Origin of the sequence: Amycolatopsis camponoti (genome assembly GCF_902497555.1) — a bacterium.
GTDB lineage: Bacteria > Actinomycetota > Actinomycetes > Mycobacteriales > Pseudonocardiaceae > Amycolatopsis > Amycolatopsis camponoti.
Genome location: NZ_CABVGP010000002.1, coordinates 356,013 through 373,618 on the forward strand (window position 1 = coordinate 356,013; position 17,606 = coordinate 373,618).

Below are 17,606 nucleotides of genomic sequence, written 5' to 3' on the forward strand. Positions count from 1 at the left end.
CTCGGTGTCAGACCGATTCGACCTCAGGAGAGCGAACCCATGAACCAGCCGACCTTCGTCCTCGTCCACGGCGCCCTGACCGATGCCTCGGTGTGGCGCCGGGTCTCCGTGCGCCTGCAGGACGCGGGGTACCCCGTCATCGCGCCGTCCCTGCCCCTGCGCGACTTCGACGGTGACATCGCCTACCTCAAGCAGTTCCTGGCCACCCTCGACGGCCCCCTCGTGGTCGCCGCGCACTCCTACGCCGGGTCGGTGATCTCGGCTCCGGAGGCGTTGACGGCGGCGGTCCGGTCGCTGGTGTTCGTCACCGCGTTCCAGCAGGACGCGGGGGAGACGGCGGGCGCGCTGAACGGGAAGTTCCCGGGCAGCCTGCTCATCCCGGACAACCTGGTCGTGCGCGAGTACCCGGGTGGCGCGGAGATCTACCTCCGGCCGGACAAGTTCGCCGACGTCTACGCCGGCGACGCCGGTGCGCGGGACCGGAAGATCCTCGCCGCCGCCCAGAAGCCGTTCGATCCGGTCACCCTGGAAGGCAGCTTTTCGGCCGCTGCCAGCTGGCACACGCTGCCGTCGTGGGCGGTGGTGTCCACTCAGGACAGTTCCATCCCCACCGAGGCCCAGCGGTGGATGGCCGAGCGGGCCGGCTCCACCGTCGTCGAGGTCGACTCCACCCACGCCGTCCCGCTGGTGCACCCCGATGTGGTGGCCAAGGCCATCCTCGACGCGGCGAGCCGAGATCGCCCCTCGGTAGGGTAAGCCGTTTCGCGGCACGGTCGCCGACGAAGATCCGGCTGCGAGCTACCTTCGTACCCATCAGCCGGTAAAGGAGATCTCACGTGACGCAGCACAACGAACCCCACGCGGGCGTCGTGATGACGGGACGCGACGGGGAAGACGGCACGAAAGCCTTCTACATTCACATCGAGGCCAAACCGGACAAGGTCGCCGAAGTCCGGCAGATGCTTGCCGACATCCTCGGCCACGTCGAGGGTGAGCCGGCGACCGGGCCTTGGTACGGGGTGCAGTCCTCGCCGACCACCTTCGCGATCTTCGAGGTGTTCCCGGACATCGTCGGCCGGCAGGCGCACGTCGACGGCGGCGGGGGCGACATCTTCCGCGACGTCGAGCGGATGAACGACATCCTCGCCGCGCCGGCGCACGTTCAGAAGGTCGATGTCCTGCTGAGCAAGCAGGTCTTCACCGCGCAGTGACCGACGCTCGGGCTTTCCGGTGCGAACGGGGGGTCATCCGACGGGAGGCCGGAGGAGCGACGCGACCGCGTCGGCGAACTCCTCCGGCGCTTCCTGCGGAGGGTTGTGCCCGGCGCCAGGCAACGCCGGGCACCGGAGACAGTCGATGTTTACCTCCGAGGGAATTGGTTCGGTGCGGTGACTGCCGCAGACTCGGACCATGACCAGTTACCGGATCCACACCGCCGACACCGCCCCCGAGGCCGCGAAGGAGCCGCTCAAGGTCCTCGAAAGCGCTTTCGGCTTCGTTCCCGCCGGCGCGGGCCTCATGGCGAACTCGCCGGCGCTGATCACCACCTTCTTCTCCGCCTTCGGCCACTTCCGGGGCGGCGGCACGTTCGGGCCGGACGAGCGGCAGGTCCTGCTGCTGTCCAACGCGGTCGCCAACCGCAGCGAATGGGCGGTGGCTTTCCACACCCTGGAGTCCTCGCAGGACGGCGTCGAGCCGGCCGTGGTCGAGGCGATCCGGCAGGGCGAGGTGCCCGGAAACCGGCGGATGGCGGCACTTTCCACGTTCACCCGGTCACTGATCGAGCAGCGTGGGCACGTCGACGACGCCGAGGTGGCGGCGTTCAGGTCGGCGGGCTTCACCGAGGAGCAGGTGTTCGAGGTGATCACCGCGGTGGCGATCTCGGCGATGACCAACTACACGGCCAACTTCACCCGGCCGCCGCTGGAGGACGCGGTGGCGCCGCACGCCTGGAAGGCGGGATACTCGGCCGGTGCCTGACGTCGGTCCTCTGCTGAAACACTGGCGCGGTGCCCGGCGGTTGAGCCAGCTGGCTCTGGCCTCCGAGGCCGCCGTGTCGGTCCGCCACCTGAGCTTCGTCGAGACGGGGCGGGCGAACCCGAGCCGTGCCATGGTGCTGAAGCTGGCGGAGGTGCTCGACGTTCCTTTGCGGGAGCGCAACACCCTGCTGCTCAGCGCCGGATTCTCGCCCGAGTACCCGGAGTCCGCATTGGACGCACCGGAACTGGCCGCGGTGCGGGAAGCGCTGGAGACCGTTCTCGCCCAGCAGGAGCCGTTCCCGGCTCTGGTGATCGACCGCAGCTGGGACATCCGGCACACCAACACCGCCGCTCGCCGCTTCTTCGCCTACCTCCAGGACGGACAGCCGGCGAATCCGCCGGGGCCGGCGAACGTGCTTCGCCGGATGTTTCACCCGGACGGGGTGCGGCAGCACGTGACGAACTGGCTGGAGGTCGCCGAGGCGCTGGTGCGACGCGCGCGGCGCGAGGCGATCGGCGGGGCCGCGGACGAGCGGGCCCAGCTGATCCTCGACGAAGTGCTGGACTACCCGGGCGTGCCCTCGCACCTGCGGGTGGTGGACGTGACCGCGCCGGTCCTCCCGATCGTGCCGATCCGGTACGAGCGCGGTGACCGGCGGTTCGAGTACTTCTCGATGGTGACCACCCTGGGCACACCGCAGGACGTGACGCTCCAGGAACTGCGGATCGAGTGCTTCTTCCCGATGAACGACGAAACCCGGGAGCAAGCCCGTGAACTAGCCGGTCATCACCGCGCGGCGGACGGTCTCCCGTAGCAGCGCGCGGCGTCCGTCGTGCCGGTCCGCGGGCTCGTCCGCGGTCGCCGCGTAGACGTTGCTGACCGGTGACCACGCCATCGACATGGCGATGACCACGGCCATGATGTCGAACGGGTCGCCGGATCGCACGAGCCCGGCGGCCTGCGCTTCGGTGATCGCCGAGAGCTTCCGGTCGTCGAGCCGGTCGGCGTCGGCGACGAGGTGGCCGGCCGGGCGCCGTTCCAGGCGGGCCCACGTGGCCAGGCGGATCAGGTCGGGGCGGCGCAGGTACTCGTCGTAGAGGCGCACGGCCCAGTCCGCGAGGTCGGTGGCGTCGATCGGGACGACGTTCACGATCCGCTCCAGCGAAGCGAAGAAGATCGCGTCGAAGAGTCCGTCCTTGCTGCCGAAGTACGTGTAGAGCTGCGCCTTGTTGGTGCGCGCCGTGCTCACGATCCGCTCGATGCGGGCGCCCGCGATCCCGTGCTCCGCGAACTCCTGGGTCGCCACCTCGAGGATGCGGTCGCGGGTCGCGGTGCCGCGGGCGGTCAAGGGGTGGTCGGCCATCGGGCGAGCCTACCAAACAGAACAGTTGGTTTGCTTTCTGACGAGAGGGTGTCTACGGTGAAATAGACCGAACAGTCTGTTTGGAAAGGAGCCGGTATGCGGGAGACAGTGGGCTGGGGAGTGGACGGCGAAGCCGCGGTGCTGCGGCGGCTGCGCCTCGAACGCCGGGACCTCCGCCCGGACGACATCGCGATCCGGGTCGACTACTGCGGCGTGTGCCACACCGACGTCCACTCCCTCGACGCTCACGCCGGCGGCCTCCTCGTGCCGGGCCACGAGTTCACGGGAGTCGTGACCGAAGCCGGGTCCGAGGTCACGCGGTTCGCGGCCGGCGACCCGGTGGCCGTCGGCAACATCGTCGACTCGTGCGGCGAGTGCGTCATGTGCGAAGCCGGGCAGGAGAACTTCTGCCGCGAGTTCCCCACCCTGACCTACGGCGGCACCGACCGGCGCGACGGCTCGACGACCGCGGGCGCCTACGCCCGGGAGTACGTCGTCCGCGAACGCTTCGCCTACCGCCTTCCCGCCGGCCTCGACCCGGCCGGCGCGGCGCCACTGCTCTGCGCCGGGATCACCGTCTGGGAACCGCTGCACAGCCTCGGCGTGGGGCCGGGCACGCGGGTCGCCGTCGCCGGGCTGGGCGGGCTCGGGCACCTCGCGGTCAAGTTCGCCGTGGCGCTGGGCGCGGGAACGACCGTCATCAGCCGATCGGCGGGCAAAGCCGAGGACGCCCGCAAGCTCGGGGCCCGGGACGTCGTCGTCTCGACCGACCCGGACCAGCTGGCCGCCGCCCGGGACCGGTTCGACGTCGTCGTCGACACCATCTCCGCACCGCACGACCTCGGTCCGTACCTGGGGCTCGTCGCCATGGACGGAACGCTCAGCCAGGTCGGCCACCTCGGGCCGGTCACCGTGCGGACGATGGATTTGCTGGTCGGGCGCAAGAAGCTGACGTCAGCCGGCAGCGGTGGGGTGCCCGCGACCGCCGCCATGCTGGCCTTCTGCGCCGAGCACGGCGTGACCGCGGACGTCGAAGTGCTCCCGTCGGCGCGGGTCAACGAAGCCTTCGACCGCCTGCGGCGCAACGACGTCCGCTACCGCTTCGTGCTGGACCTGGCGGACCTGGCCCGAGTCACGACCCCAGCGTGAACCGCTGCGCGGTGGTCGTGTTGCAGTCGTAAATCCGGAGGCGGTCGCCGGGCTTGCCGGCGTTGTCCGGATCGTCGAGGCAGCGTCCCGAGCCGACGTTGCGCAGCGTCCCGTCCGTGCCGGACGTCCATTGCTGTGCGGCGGATCCGTTGCAGTCCCACAGCTGCACGGGCGTGGTGTTCGCCGTTCCGCCGTTGACGACGTCGAGGCACTTCCCCAGCGTGCGCAGGGAACTGTCGCCCGGTGCGCTCCACCGCTGGGCGTCGCTGCCGTTGCAGCCGTAGAGCTGCACCGCGGTGCCCGACGCGGGATAGGCGTCGACGACGTCGGCGCAGAGCCCGGCCGGGCCGGTGAGCGGGGCCGGCGGGAAGCGCCACACCTGGTCGGCGGTGGCGGCGCAGTCGGCGAGGCGCATCCCGTCCCCGGCCGCCGTGGCGGCCAGGCAGCGGCCGGAGTTCATCAGCCGGCCCGCGGTCGTCAGGGTCCACACCTGCGCGGACGTGCTGTTGCAGGTGTAGAGCTGGACCGGCGTGCCCGCCGTCGTCGAGCCGCCGGCGACGTCCAGGCACTTGCCCGAGACGCGCACCGCGCCGCCGGCGGGCGGGGCGAACTGCTGTCCGGCCGAGTGGTCGCACGCGGCCAGCTCCAGCGCGGTGCCGTCGGCCGTCTGTCCGTTGTGGACGGCGAGGCACAGTCCGCCGCGGCCGTTCACCTGGCCCGCGGCGGGGTTGCCGGCGGCGCTGCCGGTCAGGGTGACCGTGTGCCGGGCGGTCGAGGCGAGGCTCGCCGTGGTCACCGTGACCGTACGGGAGTTGGTGTTGTACGACCACGCCGTCTCGGGCAGCCGTTGACCGTCGACCGAGACGGCGGTGGGCGCGGCGGAGTTGGCCAGCCGGAGGGTGTAGGCGCGGGCCGGTGCGGTACCGGATGCCGGGTCGACAGTGAGCGTCTTCGCCGCGTCCTGCCAGCCGAAGCGGGTGGTCGACGACGCTCCGGCGCCCTCGCCGGAGTCCTCGTAGAGCGAGAAGGTGCCGTCGGCGCCCGCGGTCACGTCGAGCGTCAGCTGGTCGAGTGGTGCGGCGGCGTTGTCGACGTAGTTCGTGCGGATCGGCACGATGCCACCCGCCTTGACGAGCACCGGCATCTCGGATAGCGGCTTGGTGATCGTCGCTGTCGACGGTCCCGTGTAGACGGTGCCGGTGAAGTAGTCGGTCCAGGTGCCCGGCGGGATCCACGCCGACACCGATCCGCCGGCCGTGGTGATCGGGGCGACGAGGACGTTGTCGCCGTACAGGTACTCCTGCGGGTGGGTGTAGGCCGCGTCCTGGTCCGGGTAGTTCAGGTAGAGCGGCTGCGTGATCGGCACGCCGGTCTGGTTCGCCTGCTTGGCCAGCGTATAGGTGTAGGGGACCAGCGATTCGCGCAGCCGCAGGAACTTCTCCGCGCTGTCGCCCGCCGCGCCGGGGTAGTCCCAGGGCAGCCGGTCGCCGTGGTCGGAGTGCAGCCGGTCGACCGGCTGGAACGTCCCCAGCTGCAGCCACCGGGCATAGAGCTCGTCGGGCAGGTGCCCGCCGTGGAAGCTGCCGATGTCGTGGCTGATGTTGCTGAGCCCGGCGGCCGCCTCGTCCGGCGTGAAGTGGGCTTCGTAGGCGAGCATGTCCCAGCTCAGCGGCGTGTCACCGGTGAACTGGAGCGTGGTGCGGCGTTCCGACCAGGGGCCGAGCGGGTAGCTGCTGTGGATGCCGCCCTGCTCGGCGCCGCCGATGCGGCCGAAGGAGAAGCCCCGCAGGCCCTGCGCCGCGGCGTGGTCGGCGTAGGCCTGGTTGATGAAGTTGTCCGGGGCGACGCCCGGGTCGGAGGCGGTCGAGCGGCCGCAGCCGGTGCAGTAGTCCAGCCACCACGTCCGGACGCCCTGGGCGTCGAAGGGCTTGTGCAGGTCGAAGTAGGAGCGCAGGTGCGCCGGGTTCGACCAGTCGAAGACGTAGTTCGAGCCGTCGGGGATCAGGCCGCCCGCCGTGGCGTTGGCCGTCGCGAACCGCGGGTCGTTGCCGGCGATGGACGTGTGGATGTTGAGCGAGACGGCGAGGTTCTGTTGCTTCGTCCAGTTCAGGAAACCCTGCGGATCGGGGAAGAGCGCACTGTTCCAGTTCCAGCCGTTCCACTGCGACGGCGACTTCCAGTCCGTGTCGACGACCAGCCAGTCGATCGGGGTGAACGTCGAGCGGAACTTCGGCAGCAGCGTCGTGCGGTAGTCGTTGTCGGAGTAGGCGAAGTAGCGGGAGAACCAGACGCCGTAGGCGGAGCGCGGCAAGAGCGCCGTGCCGCCGGTGAGCGCGTTGAGGTCGGCCAGGCCCTGCTTGAAGTTCTTGCCGTAGCCGAAGAAGTAGCCGTCCTGGTAGGGCTGCGTGCCGTGGGACGGCCGGTCGGTGACCGTGCGGTCGGCGTTGAGCACGGCGGAACGGGTGTCGTCGAGCAGGTACCAGCCGTCGCGATCGAGCAGGCCGGGGTGTTGCGGTGTCGGGACGGCTTCCGGGTTGTCCAGTGACCGGTCCCAGCCGCCCAGCACGGACTTCGGGCCCGCGCCGTAGGCGGTGGTGAGCAGCGAGGAGTCGGCGGCGGGGTAGGCGGCCGCGGCCGTGGTGACGGCGAGGCTGTCGAGGTTGACGTTGCCCGAGTCGCCGGACTTCCGGTCGATGCGGACGGAGTTCGTCCCGGCGTTGAGCGGGACCGTCACCGACGCCGTCGCCCAGGTGTTCCAGGAAGACGTCGGCGGCAGGCTGAACTTCGGGCCGGGGGCGCCGTTGACCGTGGTGGACAGGGTGCGCGTGGTGGTCTGGCCGTCGCCGCCCTGGGCGTTCGCGTAGCGGACCGTCAGCTTGTACTGCCCGGCCGACGGCACGGCGGAGACGTCCTGACTGAGCGACGCGCCGGTGGACTCGAACCCGGCGAGGAACCCCGAGCCGGTGTTGCCGGTGTGGTCGTAGGCGGTGGACGCCGAGCCGCCCGGGATGCCGTTCTCGGCCTCGCACGCCATGCCGAAGGCGCAGTAGGACGGGAACAGCGGGGCGGCGGTGACGTTCGTCGTCGTGAGCTGGACGGAGGTGTTGTCCCGGGTGAACGGGCCGCTGCCCTGCCGGTACCGCAGCGTGAGGCTCGCGGTCCGGATCTCGCGGTACCCGCCGCTGACCGTGGTCGTGTAGCTGGGCGCGGGGATGGACCGGTTGACGGCGGTGAAGGTGGCCTGGTCCTGGAAGTGGTCGTCACCGGCGTACTCGAGCCGGATCAGCGTCGGCGTCAGCACATCGAACCGCGCGTGGCCGTCCAGGACGACGGCTTGGTCCGCGAGCCGGGTCGCCGGGGCCTGCGCGGCCGCGGTGCCCGCGACCGTGACCAGGCTCGTCAGGACCGCCACCACGGTGTGGATCGTCTTCATCGACACGCGCACTCCCTTGTCCACGCTTCGAACCGGCGATTCCGCACACCCACTGTCAACGTTGTCCACAAGACAAGTCAGCCGCCGAATGCCGCATCCTCCCGACGAGCGGGAACCGCCTGCGGTGCGTCCTCGCGAACCGCGTGCAGACCCGTCAGCGGGCCGTCGATCTGCATGAGCCGGCCCATCGTCAGCGGTCCGAGGTCCACCGGCGCGAAGCCGAATTCCTCCACCACCGCCCGGAAACCGGACTTCGCGTCCGCGTCGTCACCGGCGTAGAAGAGGATCCGCCGGCCCGCCGGAGTGACCGGGTCGGCCGCGATGACCGGGCCGAAGAGGTTGTCGAACGCCTTGATCACGTGGGCGTCCGGCACCAGGGACGCGACCAGCTCGCTGCCGCCGACGTCCAGTAGCTCGGGGACGGCGGCGGGTGGCGCTTCCGCCCACTGGTTGGTCGCGTCGATCAGCACGCGGCCCGGCCGCGACGGCAGCGCGCGCAGAGCATCGCGGATCCGGTTCCACCGCACGGCCAGGACGACGAAATCGGCGTCGCCCGCTTCCTCGACGGTGCCGGCCGAGGCGCCCCGGCCGAGCCGTTCGACCAGCTCGGTGAGGCTGTCCGGCCCCCGGCTGTTGCTGAAGACCACTTCGTGGCCGGCCTTGAGCGGGTGACTGGCGATGGCCTGGGACAGCGTCCCGGCCCCGATCATCCCGAACTTCATCCGGCCTCCCTGACCATTTGGTTAACGTGTTAACCCGAAGCTACGCCGCAATTTGTTAACGTGTCAACCAAATGGGTACAGTGGCGGTCATGACCGAGGTGCGGTGGCTGGACGACCGGGAAGAGCGGGCCTGGCGCAGCCTGATGGCGATGCAGGAGGGCCTGGCGGAGTTCATCGACCGCCGGCTCCGGCACCGGTGCGGTCTGTCCCAGGGCGACTACCAGGTGCTGGCCCACCTGTCGGAGGCGGCGGATCCGCTGCGGGCGTTCGAGCTCGGCCGGTTGCTGCGCTGGGAGAAGAGCCGCTTGTCCCAGCACCTGACCCGCATGGAGAAACGCGGCCTGGTGCGGCGCGAACAGTGCGACACCGATCAGCGGGGTTCGGTCATCGCCATCACCGTCAAGGGCATCGAGCTGATCGAGGCGGCGGCACCCCAGCACGTCGCGGACATCCGCGAGGTGGTCGTCGACCACCTGACGGCGGCCGAGCTCGAAGCGCTCACGGCGATCAGCGACAAGGTCCGCAAACGCCTGGCGGCGCAGGACCCGCAGCGCTGAGGCCGTACGGAAACCCTTTCGCTGCCGTACGGAATGATGGTCCGGTGCTGGTTCAGGTGGAGCGGCTCTCCCGGACTCCCGACGATGTCACGCTGGTCACCCTGCGGACCCCGATCGGGACCGTGTCGGCCTGCTGGGCCGGAAACCTGGAGGCGGCAGCGGGCGAACACCACGTCGAGTGGGAACTGGACGAGGAGTTCCGGTGGGGATCCAACTGCTTGCCGGTCGCCGTGGAGGAACCGTGCCTGCGCCAGGACGAACACGCAGTCTTCTGCCGAGGGCGGCTCGGTCTCACCGGAATCGAGGCGGCGCAGCCGTTCGCGCACCTGGAGCTGGCTGACGCGGTGATCGACCTCGGCCACGTCGACGCCCTGCCGCCGGGGATGGCCGGTGCATGGGTCGAGGTCCACCTCGGACCCGAGAAGATCACGATCTATCCCTATCAGCTATGACCTGCCGGCCAGTGTCGTCCCGAGTTGGCCGCGTCGGCCAGTGACGGCACGTCGAGCTGGTAGTCGCCCGCCAGGTAGACGGGGCCGAGGTTCTCGCGCAGTGTCGCGAGCGAGGCCCTCTCGCCGGGCGCCCGGAACGGCACGACCCGTGGGTGCCGGTGGGCTTGCGCGTCTCCCCGCGACGCAGGGCGGCGGCGTGGTCGGACACCGCCTGGAACGACAGCTTTCATTGACCATGGTGAGCGGCTCGGCTTCAGTCGAGAGCCGCGAGAGTGTCCCGGACGGTGTCGGCGTCGGGGACGTCAAGATCGACAAAAAGTGCCAGCGCCTGCCGCAGGTTGCGTCGTGCTTGCGGGAGATCACCGACGGCGAGATCGTACTGGGCGGCGCCATGGCAGGCTTGGGCCTGCTCGTAGGGGTCACTGAGTTCGGTGGCCAGAGCGAGGGCGGCCCGATGGTGGATTCGCGCTTGGTCCAAGAATCCACTCGCCAGGGAGGTTTCGCCGAGATTGTTGAGCATTTGCGGTTCGGTGACGCGGTCACCGATCTCGCGAGCCGCCGCGAGGGCCTGCCGGTGGTGCGCGGCCGCCCGCCCGTAGTGCCCCTGCCGGCAAAGCACGACGCCGAGGTTGTTCGTGGCCACGGTTTCACCCGCCACGAAGCCGATCTCGCGGAACACGACGAGTGCCTGCTCGAGATGCTCAGCGGCCGGCCCGTATCGACTTCGTCGAATATCGACCACACCCAAGTTGTTCAACGCCAACGCCTCTCCCGCCCGGTCGCCGATGTCACGGGAGATGGCGATCGACCGCTGGTGCTGCTCGATCGCCAGTTCGTGACGACCCTGTAGCCGGTGAACCACACCGCAGTTGTTCATCGCGAAGGCTTCCACCACTCGGTCGCCGATGCGCCGGCCGATCTCCGCCGCGCGTCGGTAACAGTCGATGGCCTGGGCATACTGGCCGTGCTGCGAGCGGACGAGGCCGAGATAGTTCACCGTGGTGGCTTCGGCTGCTTTGTTGTCGTTGCCGCGGGCCAGCACCAGCGCGCGCCGGTAGCCCTCCGTCGCGAGCCGGTGGTTGCCTTGGCGCCAGTGCACCAGGCCGAGATAATTCAGGGCGAGGGCTTCGCCGGTGGGATTGCCGATTTCTCGGGAAATCTTGATCGCGTACTCATGATGGTGGATGGCCTGCTCGTAGTGACCTTGTTGCCAGTGGCCGATGCCGACGTAGATCAGTGCGTAGACTTCGGTGGCGTGAGCGCCGGCATCCCGCGCCGCACGCAGAGCGTGGCCGTAGCTGGTCAACGAGTCAGCGTAGTTTTCCCCGAGTTCGGCACAACGGAAGAGCCGGGCGATGTCGGCGTACGAACGACGTGCGGCCGCGTGGGCGATTATCGCGCTGAGGTTGACCATTTCCGCGGTGAGCCAGGCGTCGGCGGTCGCGAGGTCGACGACCGGTGACGCAACGGGCTGGGGAACATCAGACCAGTACTGGTCTTCCGGATGGTGGAGGAAGCGCATCGCGGAAGCGGTCGTCTGCAGGTAGTGGTCGAACAGGCGGGTCGTCGCACTCGACTGGTCATCTTCCGGATCGTGAGTCGCGGTGAGGCTCGCGGCATAGGCACGCAAAAGATCGTGACACGTGTAACGGCCGGGGGCGTGCTGCATCAGCAGATGCGTCTGGACCAGCTCATCGAGGGTTTCCCGGGTCCGGGCCGGGTCCCGGTCGGCGAGCCGGGCGGCGGAGGACAGGGCGAGATGGGGACCTGGATGCAGCCCGAAAAGCCGGAACATCCGGCCGGCCTCGGCACTGAGGTGGTCGTAGGAACAGGAGAACACGGCACGGATGTTCGTCGCGGCGTCGCCGGTGTCCAAGCCCGCCAGCCGAGTGGACGCGTCGGAAAGTTCTTTGGCGAGCACCCTCAACGCGAAGCTCGGGTAGGCGGTGGCTCGCGCCGCCACGATCGCCAGCGCGAGCGGCAACCGGGCGCACCGCTCGATCAGTTCGGTGACGGTGTCCGGATCGGCGGCCACCCGGTCGTGGCCGAGGTGCCGGATCAGCAGTGCCCGCGCGTCCTCGGCGGTGAGCACGTCCAGCGTGAGGGGACGAGCTCCTTCCTGAGCGGACAGGCCGGCGAGCTGATTTCGGCTGGTGACCACCACCAGGCATCCCGGGCCGGCTGGCAGCAACGGCCGTACGTGCTCGACGTCACGGGCGTTGTCCAGCACGACCAGCAGACGTCGATCGGCCGTGAGGCTGCGGTACAACGCCGCTTGCGCGTCCACGGTGGCGGGAATCTGCTCGGGGTGCACACCGAGGGCGTGCAGGAACCCGCGCAGGGTCTCGCCGGGCAGCGCCGGCGTACCGGTGGGATCGAAACCCCGCAGATTCACGTAAAGCTGCCCGTCCGGGAACCGCTCGGCGACGTGGTGCGCCCAGTGCAGCGCCAACGCGGTCTTGCCGACCCCCGCTGTGCCGTTGATCGCGGTGATCACGACCGTGGCCACGCCGTCTTGCGAGGATTTGTCGACCAAGGTCTCCAGTTCGGCCAGTTCGTTCGCGCGCCCCGCGAAACGGGGCGTACGGGCGGGTAGCTGCCGGGGTACCGGTGGCCGCACGGGCGCCGGGACCGGGATCGATGCGCTCTTCCCGCTCGACAACGGTTCGCCGCGGAGAATCGCGGCGTTCAACGCGCGCAGTTCCGGGCCGGGGTCGCTCCCCAGTTCGTCTCCCAGCCGGCTCCGGGTGAGGGAATACCGGTCCAAGGCCTCGGAGTCCCGGCCCGCGGCCACGAGGGCGCGCATTAGTATCGCGGTCAGTGGTTCGGTCAGCGGGTGTTCGATCAGCAGCTTCCGAACCGGCCCGATCACCTTGTCGTGGTGGCCGAGCCGTAGCTCGGCTCGTGCCCAGGCAACGGTGGCATCCAGCCGTTGCTGGTTCCAGTCCTCGCGCATCCGGGCGGCCCATTCGCCGGGCAGGTCGGCCAGCGGAGGCCCCCGCCACAGGCCAAGGGCCTCGTCGAGCAGGTCGGCCTGCTCGGCGACCGGACAGCCGGGGTGACGGGCGGCGGTGGTCAACCGGTGAAACCGGTGCAGGTCGACGCTGTCCGGGTCGATGTCCAACGCGTATCCGCCCGCTTGGCGCACCGGCTCTCCCCGCGGGACCGTTTCGGCCTGGCTCAGGGCACTTCGCAGCCGAGAGACGTGGGCGTACAGCGCCGGCCTGGCCGCGGCCGGGGGCGCCTGGTCCCAGATCCGATTGATGAGCGTCTGCAACATCACCGGACGGCCGGCGTCCACGGCCAGCGCCGCCAGGACGGTCCGTTGTTGCGGTGTGCCGAGGTCCGGCAGCCGCTTGTCGCGGTCCCAGACCTCGACGACTCCCAGCAGCCGGATTTCCACGACCTCACCACCACCGCCGACGCGCCTTGCCGGACCGGACACCGGCAGCCACCGAGGATCCCCCAGGCTGCGAGTCATTATCCGGCGAGCACAGCCGACCTGTCCATCGCCGATTTCATTTTTCCTGTCTCCATGGACGGCTCAAACGGACGGATCTCCTAGTAGAGCATCCATGCCGCGATCAGGCCATTGCTGAAGTTGATGTTGAGAATCAGTTCTCCCGCCGAAATCCCTGCCCCGTTCGCGACGTTGACCGGGTCGTACACGCTTCCGTAGTTACCCATCCAATGCCACTGCTTGACCCCCGAACTCTCGGCGGCGAGGCGCTTCTGGATTTCGACCCCTTCCGCCGCGGAGAGGACTCGGGTAGGGGCGATGTCGCCATAGTTCTGATTGTTCATGCAGGTCCTCCTGGTTCAATGGCCGCGCTGATCCAGTCTCGGCCGGCCGAATCGTGCCGATATTCGTCACGTGCACCCACCTCTTCGGGTCGGCTGCTTCACCGTCGCGCCCCACCCTGGTTCCGAACCTTGCGCCAACCTTGCAAGCGGGCCCGCGCTGCCTGGCTGGATGGAGGTCAGTCGGAGCTTGGAGAATCCCGTTCGGTCGAGCCGAGGGACGGGCAAGTGAAGGTGCGGTGCGCTTACGCGGTCAGATTGTTGACGGTGAGTGCGGCGATCTTTTTCGCGGCGCCACAGGGGTCGTGCTGCCAAGGGCCGGCTTCGGACTCGTCAGCGGTGGCGGCGTTGATGTAGACGAGGGTGGTGTCGTCGGCGGCGAGTGCGAGAGTGCAACCGAGCGGGCCCTCGGCCTGCTTGCTGGGGACGTTCTCCTCGATGGCGACGATGACCGCTGGGTAGATGGTCTCGACAGTGATCGGCTCCCAGTGATTGCCGGTGTCGTGGCCCAAGGCATGCTCCTGGAACAGGATGCGCAGGCTGTCACCTCGGTTCGAGGTGCTGACACTGGCGACGGTACCGAACCTGGTGACGCATCGGTTCCCGTCGCGGCTGCGTTCACCGCCGGCGAAGCCGATGGCGGTGAGTTGCTCGACGGTGACCGCGGCGCACGGATCGGTACGGAACCGCCCGGCGCCGCTCATCCCGACCCCGGGGATCGGCGGAACCGACACCGACGGCTCTGCCGGGGCCGGTGACCCACCGGGCGAGCAGCCGGCACCCAGCCCCAGACCCAGCACGGCGACGACAACGCAGAGAGTTCGGCGATCGATCATGGGTGAGTGGCTCCAGGCTTGACCCGCCAGCGACCCGGGTCGTCGATGACCTCGTTGCTGTCCCCGACGTCGGGCAGCGTGGCGAAGTTGGCTTCGATCGTGGTCAGCTGGATGCGGTTGCCGAGCAACCTGCCGATGTTGGTCATCAGCCCGCCGAGCAAGGCCAGGCAGTCGTTCCAGAATGTCGCGAACGCCGAGTTGATCGCGTCGGCGACGTCTCTGAAACCGATGACGGCCAGCGGTGGCAGCGCAGCCGACTCCGCAACGGCGATGCCGATTTTCCCACCGAGCTGGGCGAGGTTGATCGCGCATTTGCCGATGGTCATGAGCAGGTTCTTGTAGGTGTCGATGATCGTCTCGGCAATCGAAGACATGGTGCTGGTCAGGCTGATCATCGAGTTCTGGTTCTGGCCCAGCGCAGTCACGGCCTTGCCGGCGTAGGCGTTGAACTGGTCGGCGGCGTCGCCGTGCCAGGCTTTCGCCAGAGTCAGCTGGGCGGCGTTGAGCTGTTCAGCCGCTTTGGTCAGGGCCGTCTCGGTGGCGAACGTGTCGGCGAGGTGGAGGACCTTGCCGATGTCGCCGGCGATGAAGACGCGAAGCTTGTCCAGCAAGGTGATGATGCCGTGCGCACCGATGAATTCGGCCCAGAAGCGGATCTTCGCGTCGGCGTCGGCGGGGTAGGGCATCTCAGCCTGCGACGGTGTGACCGGTGTCGGAGGGGCGGCCGACCATGACGGGGGAAAGGCGCTCATGGGAGGCCTCCTTCGAGCTTCTTGAGCCGCTCGTGCTCGGCGGCGTCCTGCTGTTCGTAGTAAGAGGCAGCGGTCTGCAGAGCGTGGGCCAGCTGCTGCAGTGTCTCCGCGTTCTTGGTCGAGATCCCGCGGATGGTCTCGATGGCCCGGTTGTACTGCTCGACCGTTCCCGCGCCGTTTCTGTTGGGCATGATCGTCGTCAGCGTCCCGGGCAGTCCCAGATCGAACTCGCCGAGCAGCGTTCCGGCCAGGTCCTGCTGAGCGAACGTGACGACGAGCTCGGCGGCGGTGGTGACGTCGTCGGCGGCTTTGCGCAGGGATTCGGGGTAGACGCGGTAGCCGTGGCCGGTGATGTCGTTGGGGTCGAAGGTCATGCCAGCCCCGTTTCGGTGACCGCCGTGGCGATGGTGTCGCCACGGCGCTGATCGGCTCGTTGTTCGGCGTCCCGGATTCCTTGCAGTACGGTGCGGGACAGCGCGTCGGCGGAGTATTGGTGCATCTCGGTGATGTCGAGGGTCGCCGCGGTCAGTTCGCCGGCCCCGGACACGGTCACCGTGCCCAGTTCGCCCGGCAGCCGCCATTCCAGCGGCGCGTGTTCGGCACCGCGAGCGGTTTGCGTCACGGCGGCCACAGTGGCGTCGATTTCCCGCGCCAGGTTGTACAACTCGTCCTGGTAGTTCACCAGCGTCCCCGTTCCTCGTCCTCGCCGCTGTCGTCGCCGAGGAAGTCGAGGTTCTCGAAGTTCTCCTCTTCGGCTTCGTCGGTGTGGGGACGTGCGCGCGCCGGCGGGGAGCTCGGCGGGAGGGGGTCTGGTTGCGTGCGTTGGTCGTGGGTGGCGCCGCTCCAGCGGTCGCTGCCGACGCTGTGCGGTGGCGGGACTGGGGATGGCTGCCATACCTGGTCTTTGTCCAGGACCGCGCGGATCTTCGCGGTGGCCAGGGTGCTGGCTTGCCGGCGTGCGGCCGCCACGGCCTCGACCACGTCGGGTCCGATGGTGTGCGGATGGGCGCCGCGCATCGCTGCCGCGCTGATCTTCAGGTCCATGAGCCGTCCGTGGCCGCTGACGGCGGCGGTCACCGCGCCGTCGCGCGACTGGCCGGTGAACTGGACCCGGTCGAGTTCCTCGTCCAGTTCTGCGGCTTGTTGCCGCATCACGTCCGCGTTGAACACCACGTCGGTGTCGCCTCCCCACGTTCCCGACACGCACTCTCCGGGGTCGATACCTGCGATCATCACTGGTGGTCGCAGGTCGGTCACCCCACGCGGGTCAGCGTAGCTGATCGAGGGGCGGGCGATCCCGCTGTTTGAGGCCACTCTCACCGACAGCGTGCAGGTTTGGGACCCGACCACCCGAACAACCAGGTCTGTCCGCTCGAACATCGAGAGGGCCTCATATCCAGCCCTTCGAGGGCGCAGCAGAGGAGGCGCCGGAAATGTGACAAGCTTGCACCGCAGGCCCTTGCCACCCACGGGCAATCGGCGCCGGGATCGCGCGTTGCGATCGATCGACAGCGAGGCAGGCGATGAGCGAAGGCGAATCGGCGAGGCCGAACGGAAAGTACTCCGTCGGCACTTTCGTTCTCTTTCTCGTCATCTCGTTCGCAGGTGTCACCTTGATCCACCAGGAGGCACTCCGGACGTGGTGGCCGCTCGTGGCCGGTGCGCTGGCCGCCATCGTCGGGCTGGCGTGCCGGCGGCTTCTCGGCGGTCGGAGCGGCGGCTGAGCCTGCCGATCAATGCTCTTCGTGGCCGAGCCGTTCGGCGAGGAAGTCCAGGATCTCGTCCCTGGCGCGCAGCGTGGGGTGTCCGTGCTGGTCGATGAGGTGGGCCGTGACGACGCTGTGAGGGCAGCCGACGACGTCACGGAAGAACGGGGGTGGCGCGGGGTTGGCCGTCTCGCCCGGGATGACGCGTCCGTCGAACGCGTCGCCCAGGAGCGCCCGGTAGGCGGCGAACCGCCGGCCGGTGCACCACCGGTCGTTGTCGAAACGGTAGGCGAGGACCTTCAGTCCGTCACGCTCGACGCGCTCGCGCACCGTGGCCGCGTCCTCGTCGCTGATCTCCAGCCCGGCGGGGTCGTCCAGTGGCAGCGAAGGATGGTTGACCACCGGCGCGATGACCGCCGGTTCGAGTGTCATGGTGAGCGCGAAGTTGCCGGTGAAGCACAGCCCGATCGCGCCCACACCGGGCCCGCCGCACTCGGCCATCGCGGTCCTGGCCAACCCTCGAAGCCAGACCGTGATCGGGCTGGTGCCGCCACCGGCGAACGCCCGGAACTCCGCGCTGACGCAAGCACGGCGGACGACCTTCTCCCCGTCGGCGACGGTGGGGAAGGCGCCGTCGACGCCGAACAGCGACGGCAGGTAGACCGTGAATCCCGCGTCTCGAATCCAGCGCGCCAATCGGACGACGTCCGGGCTGATGCCGGGCATCTCCGGCATCAGCACGACGGCCGGCCCGGACCCGCCGACGTAGACGGTCTTGCCGACGCCCTCGATGTCGACCAGCCGCTTCGAGAAGTCCGTGAGAGCGTCGTCCGGCCGCGGTTCAGTGATCGCCAT

The 17,606-nt window shown here is 69.1% G+C and carries 19 protein-coding genes; 8 read left to right on the top strand and 11 right to left on the bottom strand.

Translation table 11 applies throughout. The features are described 5' to 3' along the window. The first annotated feature begins 39 nt into the window (after positions 1 to 39). The 4 genes from AA23TX_RS22255 (at position 40) to AA23TX_RS22270 (ending at position 2,794) form a co-directional block, all read left to right on the top strand. The gene (locus tag AA23TX_RS22255; RefSeq protein ID WP_155544800.1) at positions 40 to 756 is read left to right on the top strand and encodes an alpha/beta fold hydrolase; all 717 of its coding nucleotides are present in this window, start codon (positions 40 to 42) and stop codon (positions 754 to 756) included. 80 nt (positions 757 to 836) lie between these two features. Then, complete coding sequence (locus AA23TX_RS22260; protein WP_230862665.1) at positions 837 to 1,211, top strand: putative quinol monooxygenase; 375 nt, start codon at positions 837 to 839, stop codon at positions 1,209 to 1,211. Between the two features lie 199 nt (positions 1,212 to 1,410). Further along, a complete protein-coding gene (locus AA23TX_RS22265; protein WP_155544801.1) occupies positions 1,411 to 1,980 on the top strand; it encodes a carboxymuconolactone decarboxylase family protein in 570 nt (189 codons plus the stop codon). Further along, complete coding sequence (locus tag AA23TX_RS22270) at positions 1,973 to 2,794, top strand: helix-turn-helix domain-containing protein (RefSeq protein ID WP_155544802.1); 822 nt, start codon at positions 1,973 to 1,975, stop codon at positions 2,792 to 2,794. Before AA23TX_RS22265 ends, AA23TX_RS22270 begins: the two co-directional genes overlap by 8 nt. Here AA23TX_RS22270 and AA23TX_RS22275 read toward each other — a convergent pair. Next, positions 2,756 to 3,343 carry a TetR/AcrR family transcriptional regulator gene (locus tag AA23TX_RS22275; RefSeq protein ID WP_155544803.1) on the bottom strand — a complete coding sequence of 196 codons (588 nt, stop codon included), beginning with the start codon at positions 3,341 to 3,343 and terminating at the stop codon, positions 2,756 to 2,758. The two genes, AA23TX_RS22270 and AA23TX_RS22275, sit on opposite strands and share 39 nt — an antisense overlap. A gap of 96 nt (positions 3,344 to 3,439) precedes the next feature. On the opposite strand from AA23TX_RS22275, the gene AA23TX_RS22280 reads away from it, so the two are divergent. Continuing rightward, positions 3,440 to 4,492: an NAD(P)-dependent alcohol dehydrogenase gene (locus AA23TX_RS22280; RefSeq protein ID WP_155544804.1), complete on the top strand. Its 1,053-nt coding sequence runs from the start codon at positions 3,440 to 3,442 to the stop codon at positions 4,490 to 4,492. Here the strand turns inward: AA23TX_RS22280 and AA23TX_RS22285 are convergent. Together AA23TX_RS22285 and AA23TX_RS22290 are read right to left on the bottom strand one after the other, a co-directional pair. Then, positions 4,476 to 7,925 (bottom strand): ricin-type beta-trefoil lectin domain protein, encoded by a 3,450-nt coding sequence (locus tag AA23TX_RS22285; protein ID WP_155544805.1) that lies wholly within the window; start codon positions 7,923 to 7,925, stop codon positions 4,476 to 4,478. The genes AA23TX_RS22280 and AA23TX_RS22285 overlap by 17 nt on opposite strands. A gap of 77 nt (positions 7,926 to 8,002) precedes the next feature. Beyond that, positions 8,003 to 8,647 (bottom strand): NADPH-dependent F420 reductase, encoded by a 645-nt coding sequence (locus tag AA23TX_RS22290; RefSeq protein ID WP_155544806.1) that lies wholly within the window; start codon positions 8,645 to 8,647, stop codon positions 8,003 to 8,005. Between the two features lie 89 nt (positions 8,648 to 8,736). Between AA23TX_RS22290 and AA23TX_RS22295 the strand changes: the two genes are divergently transcribed. Both AA23TX_RS22295 and AA23TX_RS22300 read left to right on the top strand, forming a co-directional pair. After that, positions 8,737 to 9,204, top strand: a complete 468-nt coding sequence (locus AA23TX_RS22295) for a MarR family winged helix-turn-helix transcriptional regulator (RefSeq protein ID WP_155544807.1) — start codon at positions 8,737 to 8,739, stop codon at positions 9,202 to 9,204. Positions 9,205 to 9,248: 44 nt separating this feature from the next. Next, positions 9,249 to 9,656 (top strand): hypothetical protein, encoded by a 408-nt coding sequence (locus tag AA23TX_RS22300; RefSeq protein ID WP_155544808.1) that lies wholly within the window; start codon positions 9,249 to 9,251, stop codon positions 9,654 to 9,656. 253 nt (positions 9,657 to 9,909) lie between these two features. Here the strand turns inward: AA23TX_RS22300 and AA23TX_RS22305 are convergent, their stop codons facing one another. The 7 genes from AA23TX_RS22305 to AA23TX_RS22335 form a co-directional block, all read right to left on the bottom strand. After that, positions 9,910 to 13,059, bottom strand: coding sequence for an AfsR/SARP family transcriptional regulator (locus AA23TX_RS22305; RefSeq protein ID WP_196425479.1), 3,150 nt, complete (start codon positions 13,057 to 13,059; stop codon positions 9,910 to 9,912). A gap of 158 nt (positions 13,060 to 13,217) precedes the next feature. Further along, a complete protein-coding gene (locus tag AA23TX_RS22310) occupies positions 13,218 to 13,460 on the bottom strand; it encodes a hypothetical protein (RefSeq protein WP_155544810.1) in 243 nt (80 codons plus the stop codon). Positions 13,461 to 13,702: 242 nt separating this feature from the next. Next, entirely contained in the window at positions 13,703 to 14,293 is a 591-nt protein-coding gene (locus AA23TX_RS22315) for a DUF3558 family protein (protein WP_155544811.1), read from the bottom strand. Then, positions 14,290 to 15,045 carry a WXG100 family type VII secretion target gene (locus AA23TX_RS22320; protein WP_230862666.1) on the bottom strand — a complete coding sequence of 252 codons (756 nt, stop codon included), beginning with the start codon at positions 15,043 to 15,045 and terminating at the stop codon, positions 14,290 to 14,292. The genes AA23TX_RS22315 and AA23TX_RS22320 overlap by 4 nt, the downstream gene beginning before the upstream one ends. After that, positions 15,042 to 15,419 (bottom strand): hypothetical protein, encoded by a 378-nt coding sequence (locus AA23TX_RS22325; protein ID WP_155544812.1) that lies wholly within the window; start codon positions 15,417 to 15,419, stop codon positions 15,042 to 15,044. Before AA23TX_RS22325 ends, AA23TX_RS22320 begins: the two co-directional genes overlap by 4 nt. Continuing rightward, entirely contained in the window at positions 15,416 to 15,727 is a 312-nt protein-coding gene (locus AA23TX_RS22330) for a hypothetical protein (RefSeq protein WP_155544813.1), read from the bottom strand. Before AA23TX_RS22330 ends, AA23TX_RS22325 begins: the two co-directional genes overlap by 4 nt. Then, positions 15,724 to 16,302 (bottom strand): YbaB/EbfC family nucleoid-associated protein, encoded by a 579-nt coding sequence (locus tag AA23TX_RS22335; protein WP_230862667.1) that lies wholly within the window; start codon positions 16,300 to 16,302, stop codon positions 15,724 to 15,726. Before AA23TX_RS22335 ends, AA23TX_RS22330 begins: the two co-directional genes overlap by 4 nt. A 266-nt stretch (positions 16,303 to 16,568) precedes the next feature. Between AA23TX_RS22335 and AA23TX_RS22340 the strand changes: the two genes are divergently transcribed. Further along, complete coding sequence (locus tag AA23TX_RS22340; protein ID WP_155544814.1) at positions 16,569 to 16,769, top strand: hypothetical protein; 201 nt, start codon at positions 16,569 to 16,571, stop codon at positions 16,767 to 16,769. A 9-nt stretch (positions 16,770 to 16,778) separates the two neighbouring features. On the opposite strand, the gene AA23TX_RS22345 is transcribed toward AA23TX_RS22340, so the two are convergent. Further along, the gene (locus AA23TX_RS22345; RefSeq protein ID WP_155544815.1) at positions 16,779 to 17,606 is read right to left on the bottom strand and encodes a dienelactone hydrolase family protein; all 828 of its coding nucleotides are present in this window, start codon (positions 17,604 to 17,606) and stop codon (positions 16,779 to 16,781) included.